Consider the following 8,721-nt stretch of genomic DNA (forward strand, 5'->3'; position numbering starts at 1 on the left):
GATGATAACGAAAAAACTAGCCAAACCAAAAAGAGAAAGCTTGATACAGCAACTTTCTCTTGACTAGTGGTAGAAAAGTCCACGAAACCAAGGTAAATTTCGTGGACTTCTGGCTTTGACGCCGATTCAATTACGTTTTAGCGTGATAACAATACAAGTGCGGATCTGCGTCGCCTTGGCTTATTGGACCTCGACCACGTTCGGGACTAATCAGCTTTGCACTGCCTTTGGTCCACAGGCACACTTGCTTCCTATGTCGCCATAGGGAACTCGACCCGGTGTCACTGGTTTGAACCCCACAGGGGCCCTTCAGTACCGGTACTCTGATACGAGAGATCCAACGTTGCACAACAACCAAACGTAAAAGTCGCTGTGACGCTGCGGGTCTGTCTCATTCGGTTTAACGAAGCTCTTCCGCTTCGCCATGAAGTGGTACAGGCGACTTGGCCTAAGCCGTCTACTCCTCCTGACTGTGACTATACACTGATGAAATCGGTAACACAAGGACTTTTTTGTAAATGTTTCGTATCGTGACACCAATATTGAATCTGACGTTGCTGTGTTGATCCGCGTTAACGATAAATTGGTATATTAATTCATAATTAACCGTTAACCGGTCTAATTTCACCTTCAGAATTTTCGTTGACACGCCATGTCGCTTGGCGTACGGTGACGTTGGAGATGATGAAATGACAACTTATTATACAAATTGCAACTTATGGACTGGCGCTGAATCACAACCTATTCCAAATGCTTGGTTTGGTGTAGACGCTGGCAAAATCACGGCGACTGGTACCGGTGATGCCCCTTCACAACCAAACGATGAACTCGTTGATCTCAACGGTCAATTCGTCACCCCGGGCTTGATCAACGCACATGTGCATTTATCGATGGATCCTGAACGCAACAATTTAGATCATCGCAGTGAAACTGAAGTCGCAGTCAACGCGATCAAAGCGGCGCGGCAATTACTCGCTGCCGGCGTCACCACAGTTCGAGATTGTGGTTGTGCGTTTAACGTCGACATCAAACTCAAGCAGCTCAAAGACCTGCTCGGCGAACCGATCCCGACGATTGTTCCCAGTGGTCGGCCAATGTCGATGACTGGCGGTCACGGTGATTTTGTTGAAGGTGTCGACGGGGAATCAAATATGTCTTATCTGGTCGACTCGCCTGACGAAATGCGCAAAGCCGTCCGCACTGCAATCAAGCTCGGCGCCGATAACATCAAAGTGATGGCAACTGGCGGCGTGATGTCACCGAATGATTCAATTGACGACACCGCCCTCACAGTTGCTGAAATGGCTGTTGCCGTTGAAGAAGCGCACAACAAACATCGCACTGTCGCCGCTCATGCCCAAGGTCACGCTGGCATTCAAAATGCCTTAGACGCTGGCGTTGACTCGATCGAACATGGCATTTACATCGATCCACAACAAGTGCAGTCCATGATCGCGCATCGCCAATATCTCGTGCCAACGCTTAATGCCCCAGTGGCCATCAGTCGCTATGGCCGTGAATCTTTGCCAGCTTACATGACGCGGAAAAACGATGCCGTGCGCGACGATTTCTTCGAACATCTCAAAATGGTTTTCAAAACTGAATTAAACGTAGTGTGCGGCACTGATGCCGGCACCCCATTCAACCGCTTTGATCGTGGAACGCAAGAAGAATTGGCACTATGGGTCGATGAATGCGGCGCCACGACGTTGCAAGCCATGCAAGGCGCCACCACTATAGCTGCCAAATTATTGAAAGTCGATCACCAACGTGGGACTTTACAACCAGGACTGGCCGCAGACTTTTTGGTGTTGGCCAAAGATCCTTTACAAGATATTCACGCTTTGATGCAACCTGATAAACAAGTTTTCCAAAATGGCTCCCGCGTGCATTAACCAGCGGCAATTTGCTATGCTTAAACTAGGAGGTGTTGGTCATGAATTATCAATGTTCTGATGTCGTCAAACCCATGTCGTTGTCACAAGCCGTTGATCATTTTCAAAGTCACCTGAAACCTGGCCATATCGGCCAGATCCACAGCCTCGATGATGGGGCGATGCCGGCAGTTTTCATCGCTTACGCCGTTTCTGCAGATGGCAATGTCACTTTAGATTCAGCGATCACAGATGCGTGTCCCCTTGAAGATGCCAGCACTTGGCAGCGCCTCCTTGAACCTTACCAAGAATAATTCTACAATAAGGAAAACGCTTGGAGGCATACTATGAAGCACAACACCAAACCTTGGGGCATCGTCGCGACCGCTGCTGGCGCCGTATCCTTAGTCACAAGCGCCATTGCGATGGCCAGCGGGATCTTAGTCATCATCAAAAGCAAAAAGCATTAAAAAATCGACGTCTTCGAACGTCGATTTTTTAATGCTTAGGCTTGCAGTTGATCGACCATGTCGCACAGCAGTTGATGCGTTAAACGACTAGAAGCTGGGGCGACTGGATTTTCACCAGAGTTGGCGACGGCATCAAAGAATGCGCGAACCAGTGGGGCAAAGCCACGAGTCTCAAGCATCGGTTGCCAATCAGGACTGGCGATCACGGTGTGGCTGGTGCCGTGATAAGTGTGGCTAGTTGCAAGGTCTTCCACGCGGAACAACCCATTTGGTGTGCCGACAGTCGCTTCTTCTAAATTGGTGCCAGCCACCATGTTGATCGCCGCTTCCCCACGCATGCCACTACCCATGAAGGTCACTGAAGCTTGTTCTAAGGCGCCATCTTTATCAGCGTGCATCGTGTAGCGGGCAGTCGGTTCACTCGGGAAACCTGCGAGGGCTAAGGCAGTATCCAAAGGATGGATCAACAAATCAAAAATCGCTTCTTTAGGTGGTTGCGGACTGGCCACGCGATTTTTAGTCACGGTGATCAAATTCTTCTCTGGCATGTCGATCAACGTCTTCACTGCAGGCGCAAAGCGGCGGTTGAAGCCGACGGTCAAAAGCTTTTGATGTTGGGCGGCAAGCAAATACAACTCCGTCACTTGATCCATATTCGTCGCCAATGGTTTGTCGACGAAGACATTCACATTCCGCGCGAGAAAATGTTTCACCATTTCATAATGCACACTAGTCGCGGCATGGATCATCACCGCGTCAAGTTGCAGCTGATCCAATGCGTCAAGGTCAGTACCTGCAGCCACCATGTGATATTTGTTGGCGATGCGCGTCACTTTTTGCAAGTCGCGGCTGATCAAATAAAACTGTGCTTGGTCTTGTAATTCAGCATAAACTGGCAAATATGCTTTTTGTGCGATGTTGCCTAAGCCGACGACCCCAATATTTAACATACGATCACCCATTCTGATTTATTACTTTCACGCTAGCACAAGCCGTGGACGGACACAAGGTGCATGGCACTTTCCTTAACAAAAGAAAAAGCCTCGACTGAAAAATCAGTCGAGGCTTTGCTGGCCTTTAAATTACAGACGAGCGTTTAATTCTTTCGTCAAATCTTCGTAGCCAGGCTTGCCAAGCAAACCAAACATGTTGCGCATATAGATAGGCAGGTTTTGGACTGTTTAGCACTTCGCAGAATGTTGATTTGACGGCATTCTATTATTTTCAGTGGTGCCATTTCTAGCATAATTTCGCGCTTCTCTTAACAGTTTTCTTAACAGCGTTTTTCATGCTTGATTTATCGAACGTTTGTTTGTACTATGGGTTCGAGGTGACATACATGAAGAAACTAGAATACCCGTTGGTTGGTTACGCTGCTCAATACGCAGAACAAGATGCTATCTTCGAACGCTATGGAAAGCACATGCACATTTGCGTAATTGATCCAGATGCATACCGCATCGAATCACCAGAGCAAATGGAAAAAATGATTGCGGATTTCGAACCATTCATCAAAGATCAGGATCAGGAAATGCGTTACATATCAGGAGAAGATCCAGAGCCAAATCTCTTTCACGTTGAGATAAACGATTTTAAGTCTCACTTCATCACTGATGCGTATACTGCAATTGAAAACGAGGTCGGAAAAGACGCTGTCGGCAAGTTTTGCGCTTACCCGTCAACGTCTAACAACAGTGGCGGCAGAATGGTTGTCACCATAAAGGACGGCATTGAAGAAACACGTTTTTGCTTCGAATTCAGTCTAACTGGTAAAAGTGCACCAATGACGGTAAATGAATCAACGCAGTTTGCCATAAACACCATAAAGAATCACTTTGTTTCTGACAGAAATTTCTAGGACACACAAATAAGCCACTCACCCTACGGATGAGTGGCCATTTTATTAGAACGGGTTTGCCGAGTTTACCTGCAATTGAAGCCGATCAAGTGGTTCACCGTACCAACCGGCGTAATCAGAGTCATCTTGAACGGACGGCAACCAGCCAGTGCGTTGCGTAGTTTGGCTACGATAATACGCTTGCTTGTATGCCTCGCCCTTCGGAGTCATATAGCACACCTGCACACCATCAATCGGTTGACCGGTAACACCTGCCGCACCGTTGACTAAGTCTCGCTTGTTGCTCTTATACACCCAGCCAAGCCAACCGGACGCTTGAGTGTGGACACGATAGCGAACGCTACCGTGGTCAACACTGACAGTCAGGTAGTCGTGGCGAGTATTTGGAATACCAGCAAAGCCATTGGATCCAACGCCGGCGTTAGTCACGCTATCTAACCAGTAGCCACCCATGACGTGCAATGCATACGTCACGTTGACTGCTTTGGCAGGCTTTACCGCGGGAGTCGTTGAATTGTGAGTAGTTGCTGGCGTTGATACCGGAGCGCCCCCGATGCCATTAGCAAGGTCTGCAGCGAGCTTCGTCTTTGTAACACCAAAGCGTGCCAGGTAATCATATGGATCAGTATGATCACCCCAATAATTCTGAGTGATCCACAGGTGCGTTTTGATGCCATTACCGACACCGTCGAGAGTTAACGGAATACCATACTGGCGAGCATAAAAACGTGTAAGGTTGACATACGCCGCATAATCTTTGGCAAATGTCGCTGGATCACTCGTGTGCGCTAACTCAATCTGAACAGGCGCATTCGCATTCGCGTATGATCCAGCACCCCATGATTGGTAACCAGGTGCGCCAAGCTGATAGATATGGCCACCGTCACCAACCACGAATTGGACATACGTCTGCGAGCTTGCCCAATTGTTGTAAAAGTAGTGCGCGTTTTCCCACGCGCCGCTTTCAGTCCCGACATCGTGTAGAACAATAAATTTATTCGCAGTTTGAGCATTTGATCCCATGCCAGAACCAAAGGCATACGTCTTGTCGATTGCCGGTGTCGTTGGCTCCGTGGCGGCATACACGACTTGTGGCTCTGACTGAACCTGAGGTAGGTTTTGCGGCAGAGTCAATCCAATGAACGTGCCCATTAAAAAAGCCCCGGCAATCGCCACGGCCTTGATCTTACTAAGCTTGTGCATTCGTGTCCTCCATTTCCTTAGCTTGTTTTTCCATCTCAGCCTTTACAGAAGCAGTGATGGCGGCTTTGTTTGCGTCGTTTTGAGCTTGTTTGCTCGCCGCGAGCCTATCAGCAACTGCCTTAGTTGCTGGCTTTGATGCATCGACTACCCAAGACGTACCGGCGGCGGTGATCAAGCCTTGTGTAGCACCGGCCAGATAATTGGTATCGTGTGTCACTGCAGTTGCAACTAGTCCAGCAATGATGCCGATAACGGCAGCCACTAGTGGGAGATACTCATTTGGTAGTTTGATTTGCTTTACTAGTTGCGTGCCGGCGGCGACCACTGCTGCGATGATGCCGACTTCGGTTGCCGTTACAAGTGTTGCGTCCATTATTGAATCCTCCTATTTGACAAACGTCTGAAACAAATAAATCGCAATAGGAATTAGCACTGCAGTAATTGCTGTGCGGAATGACCATTGCGATTGAGATTTGATTTGTTTGATGTCTTCAGTGTTCTGTTGAGATTGGTTGAGGGCTTCAACAGCAGTGCGATCAGTGTGATGCAAGCCTGCCGTATTCGCCTCAATACGTGCAAGTCGTTCCCCCATGGTCATCAACGTCTGCATAACGTTTACTTCTTCTTTATCGGGCAATAGCGTCGCCCCCAACAATTTCGTCATACTCAGCTTGCGTAATTGAGCCTTGCTCTACCGCGGGACGAATATCACAGCCCCACTCATGCATTTGTTTACACATGTCATAATTACTCACCTGTAGCGCCTCCTTTTTCCAATGCCATTATTTTCAGCGAAAGCGCCGCAATCATCTGCTGTTCTGCAGTCGGTTGAGGCGCTGCCGCGGCTTGCAGTTCTGCGAGTTTTTCTTGATTGACTACAACCTTGCCATCGACCAATTTCGAAGCACGAAGCGCAATACCATCAAGTTCGGTTTGCGTCATATCGATTACGTTGGGATCATTCAGATCAAACGTTACACCCCAATCATGACCATCCCAGAATTCATTTTGATAGCTGATGATCCAGCCATCAGCATCGAACTCAAGCAGTACCTTGATTGTTTCTTTTGTTTCCATTTCGGCCTCCTAGACTGCGTAAATTGCGCGCAGACAAGCATTAATCTGTAAGCCAGTCGTCCCAGACTTATCACCACCGAGCTGACTATTCGCAATCCAAACGATCTTAGTAAAGCTGCCCTTGTTAGGAATAACAATTGGCATTTCAACGCTCCAGCCTTGATTAGGATCGTGCCCTATATTGTGAGCTTTAGGAACTAGGCAATATGTCCAGTTTCTATCAATCGACTTGTTTGCAACTGTATCATATTGCGACCACTGAAAAACCCATCCGATAAGAGTGTTCTCAAGTAAGACTTTGGCGTTAATGGCTTGATCACTTCCCATCAGAGACACACCGTTCCAAATTGCCTTACCGGTATTGTTTAGCAAGTATAAAGTTCGGGCAGAAAGTGTCGACTCATTCCAAACCGGATCACCACCAGCCAAGGGCGAAAAATAACCGCCAAGATCCAATTGTCCCTGACCAAGCAATGCCTGCATTCCGACTTTGTCTCCAACATATTGCTGAGTCACCATACCCAATTGGTTTAACTCATTGTGAGAGATTTTGGTTGATGTGCCATCTTGATATACGTCTGTAACCAGTGACCCATCTGCCAAGGTTGACGTGCCTGAAACAGTTTGTGCGAAACCTGTTGGCTGAACATTTGAGAATGTTGATGTGAACTTTGAGCCGATGAAATTGACACCGATATACGTGAACCCGTTGAATGTTGCAGCGTTGATCATCGATGCCGAAATCGGAAGCTCAATCCATTTCGATCCGTCAGACTTGTATACCTTTTGAACGATGCCGCTGTTGTTCAGTAGCCAAAACTGGCTATTCGCCACCGCCACGGACGCTGGCAAAGTCGTCCCACTAGCGTAACTAGTGATGTCGTTGCCTTTTGGCCCTGTGCCACCAGTCTTACCTTGCAATGCTACTGAATAGGCCGTCGAACTTGACCCATCAGTCATGGTTGTGACTGTTCGCGTCCAAAGATAGCTTCCTGCTGCAACGGCTGGAATGCTTGTCAACCAAGTACCTGTCGGAGCAGAAGTTCCGCTCGATGATCCCTGATAAGTGACCACCGATGACTTCACTCCAACGCCCGCAGCCCCTTGCTTACCTGTTTGACCATCGTCAACTCGTGACAAAGTGATAGAGAACTGCGCCTTGATTGCCATAAACTATGCCTCCAATTCTGCCGTATACGTTGCCCTGCTAGTCACGTCGCCAGCAGACACAGTGAGCGATGCGCCAGTACCAACGGCAGTCGTGCCGCCATCTTTGTACCAGTTGATGGTTCCCAGTGCCGTCAACGCAGTACCAGTAACTTCTGTGCCGCCTTTATACACATGGGCAGTGAGTGTCGTCGCTACAGCAGTATTTTTGAAGATTGTGCCACTGCTAGATAACACGACCATATTCAGGGCATCTGCACCGTCGGCACCGTTTTTTCCGTCCGCCGCTTGACGTGCGACACTATACGATACCGTGGACTTTCCATCGGAATATTTAACAGTAACGCGTGTCCACAGATACTTACCGGCTGGCACAGTTGGAATCGCAGTTGCCCACCCTGTCGTTGGCGTTGTTGTCCCATCAGCACCGACTACGTATTCAGTCACGTTTGAAGACACCGTCACGCTTGAGCCATTTGCGCCATTCTTAGGGTAATAAGTTACACCATAAGTGGTCGTGCTCTTGCCATCGGAGTACGAAACGACGGTTTTAGACCATAAATAGCTACCAGCGGCGACAGTTGGCATAGTCGCCGACCAGGTCCCCGTTGGCGTTATGGTGCCATCTGCTGCTGACTGATATGTTACTGCGGTGCTTGATACGGTTACCGATGTACCGTCCTTACCATTTGACCCGTCGCTCCCAGCTTGGCCCTTAAAAGCAATGGAGTAGCTGAATTGCTTGTTGATGGTGATATCATCAATTGTTACTGGAATGGTCAAAGTACCGGCAGTCTTGAGTGCTGAAGTAGCAGTGATCGTAATAACGGGTGCTGGAGTTTTACCGTCTGATACAGCAGTGATCCCAGTTGCTCCGGTAATCGTGCCAACAGTTGCCGGTTTTTGTTCACTACCACAAAGTGCCATGACCGTCGTTGTGACTGTTTGTGTTGAATCCACGCTATCTGTGTCACCATTAAACACGTGTGATTCGTTCGATAGAATCACGCTATACCCGTCGGTCAAATCAATTAAATCTGTTTGACTTGATGCTTTAACTCCCATTTTTATT

General features: G+C 48.3%; 12 protein-coding genes and 1 pseudogene. 4 read left to right on the plus strand and 9 right to left on the minus strand.

Annotated features, from left to right (window positions below):
• Positions 1-689: 689 nt before the first annotated feature.
• The 3 genes from EKM92_RS09085 to EKM92_RS13825 are packed head-to-tail and all read left to right on the plus strand — an operon-like array spanning position 690 to position 2,344.
• Complete coding sequence (locus EKM92_RS09085) at positions 690-1,895, plus strand: metal-dependent hydrolase family protein (protein ID WP_125710054.1); 1,206 nt, start codon at positions 690-692, stop codon at positions 1,893-1,895.
• A 41-nt stretch (positions 1,896-1,936) separates the two neighbouring features.
• Positions 1,937-2,188 (plus strand): hypothetical protein, encoded by a 252-nt coding sequence (locus tag EKM92_RS09090; protein WP_125710056.1) that lies wholly within the window; start codon positions 1,937-1,939, stop codon positions 2,186-2,188.
• A gap of 33 nt (positions 2,189-2,221) precedes the next feature.
• Entirely contained in the window at positions 2,222-2,344 is a 123-nt protein-coding gene (locus tag EKM92_RS13825) for a hypothetical protein (protein ID WP_263853893.1), read from the plus strand.
• 35 nt (positions 2,345-2,379) lie between these two features.
• On the opposite strand, the gene EKM92_RS09095 is transcribed toward EKM92_RS13825, so the two are convergent.
• Together EKM92_RS09095 and EKM92_RS09100 are read right to left on the minus strand one after the other, a co-directional pair.
• A complete protein-coding gene (locus tag EKM92_RS09095) occupies positions 2,380-3,294 on the minus strand; it encodes a Gfo/Idh/MocA family protein (RefSeq protein WP_125710058.1) in 915 nt (304 codons plus the stop codon).
• Positions 3,295-3,426: 132 nt separating this feature from the next.
• A pseudogene (locus EKM92_RS09100) lies at positions 3,427-3,504 on the minus strand (glucose-6-phosphate isomerase); the annotation flags it as partial.
• A 179-nt stretch (positions 3,505-3,683) separates the two neighbouring features.
• Between EKM92_RS09100 and EKM92_RS09105 the strand changes: the two are divergent.
• On the plus strand, positions 3,684-4,202 hold the full coding sequence (locus EKM92_RS09105; protein WP_125710060.1) for a hypothetical protein: 519 nt from the start codon (positions 3,684-3,686) through the stop codon (positions 4,200-4,202).
• 45 nt (positions 4,203-4,247) lie between these two features.
• Here the strand turns inward: EKM92_RS09105 and EKM92_RS09110 are convergent, their stop codons facing one another.
• The 7 genes from EKM92_RS09110 to EKM92_RS09135 form a co-directional block, all read right to left on the minus strand.
• Positions 4,248-5,225 carry a peptidoglycan recognition protein family protein gene (locus EKM92_RS09110; protein ID WP_125710216.1) on the minus strand — a complete coding sequence of 326 codons (978 nt, stop codon included), beginning with the start codon at positions 5,223-5,225 and terminating at the stop codon, positions 4,248-4,250.
• Between the two features lie 166 nt (positions 5,226-5,391).
• Positions 5,392-5,778 (minus strand): hypothetical protein, encoded by a 387-nt coding sequence (locus tag EKM92_RS09115; protein ID WP_125710061.1) that lies wholly within the window; start codon positions 5,776-5,778, stop codon positions 5,392-5,394.
• A 12-nt stretch (positions 5,779-5,790) separates the two neighbouring features.
• Positions 5,791-6,042 carry a hemolysin XhlA family protein gene (locus EKM92_RS09120; protein ID WP_125710063.1) on the minus strand — a complete coding sequence of 84 codons (252 nt, stop codon included), beginning with the start codon at positions 6,040-6,042 and terminating at the stop codon, positions 5,791-5,793.
• Complete coding sequence (locus tag EKM92_RS13880) at positions 6,032-6,145, minus strand: XkdX family protein (RefSeq protein ID WP_420812579.1); 114 nt, start codon at positions 6,143-6,145, stop codon at positions 6,032-6,034. Before EKM92_RS13880 ends, EKM92_RS09120 begins: the two co-directional genes overlap by 11 nt.
• A 7-nt stretch (positions 6,146-6,152) precedes the next feature.
• Complete coding sequence (locus EKM92_RS09125; RefSeq protein ID WP_125710065.1) at positions 6,153-6,482, minus strand: phage infection protein; 330 nt, start codon at positions 6,480-6,482, stop codon at positions 6,153-6,155.
• 9 nt (positions 6,483-6,491) lie between these two features.
• A complete protein-coding gene (locus tag EKM92_RS09130; RefSeq protein WP_125710067.1) occupies positions 6,492-7,652 on the minus strand; it encodes a hypothetical protein in 1,161 nt (386 codons plus the stop codon).
• A 3-nt stretch (positions 7,653-7,655) separates the two neighbouring features.
• Entirely contained in the window at positions 7,656-8,714 is a 1,059-nt protein-coding gene (locus tag EKM92_RS09135) for a hypothetical protein (RefSeq protein WP_125710069.1), read from the minus strand.
• Positions 8,715-8,721: the final 7 nt, after the last annotated feature.

Origin of the sequence: Lacticaseibacillus porcinae, assembly GCF_003946305.1 — a bacterium.
GTDB classification, from domain to species: Bacteria; Bacillota; Bacilli; order Lactobacillales; family Lactobacillaceae; genus Lacticaseibacillus; species Lacticaseibacillus porcinae.

What these genes read in the sequence shown, in the direction of transcription:
- EKM92_RS09090 (WP_125710056.1), top strand. Translation starts at nt 1,937, where the DNA reads ATGAATTATCAATGTTCTGATGTCGTCAAACCCATGTCGTTGTCACAA.
- EKM92_RS09085 (WP_125710054.1), top strand. Translation starts at nt 690, where the DNA reads ATGACAACTTATTATACAAATTGCAACTTATGGACTGGCGCTGAATCA.
- EKM92_RS09105 (WP_125710060.1), top strand. Translation starts at nt 3,684, where the DNA reads ATGAAGAAACTAGAATACCCGTTGGTTGGTTACGCTGCTCAATACGCA.
- EKM92_RS09135 (WP_125710069.1), bottom strand. Translation starts at nt 8,714, where the DNA reads ATGGGAGTTAAAGCATCAAGTCAAACAGATTTAATTGATTTGACCGAC.
- EKM92_RS09115 (WP_125710061.1), bottom strand. Translation starts at nt 5,778, where the DNA reads ATGGACGCAACACTTGTAACGGCAACCGAAGTCGGCATCATCGCAGCA.
- EKM92_RS09125 (WP_125710065.1), bottom strand. Translation starts at nt 6,482, where the DNA reads ATGGAAACAAAAGAAACAATCAAGGTACTGCTTGAGTTCGATGCTGAT.
- EKM92_RS09095 (WP_125710058.1), bottom strand. Translation starts at nt 3,294, where the DNA reads ATGTTAAATATTGGGGTCGTCGGCTTAGGCAACATCGCACAAAAAGCA.
- EKM92_RS13825 (WP_263853893.1), top strand. Translation starts at nt 2,222, where the DNA reads ATGAAGCACAACACCAAACCTTGGGGCATCGTCGCGACCGCTGCTGGC.
- EKM92_RS09110 (WP_125710216.1), bottom strand. Translation starts at nt 5,225, where the DNA reads ATGGGATCAAATGCTCAAACTGCGAATAAATTTATTGTTCTACACGAT.
- EKM92_RS09130 (WP_125710067.1), bottom strand. Translation starts at nt 7,652, where the DNA reads ATGGCAATCAAGGCGCAGTTCTCTATCACTTTGTCACGAGTTGACGAT.
- EKM92_RS13880 (WP_420812579.1), bottom strand. Translation starts at nt 6,145, where the DNA reads ATGTGTAAACAAATGCATGAGTGGGGCTGTGATATTCGTCCCGCGGTA.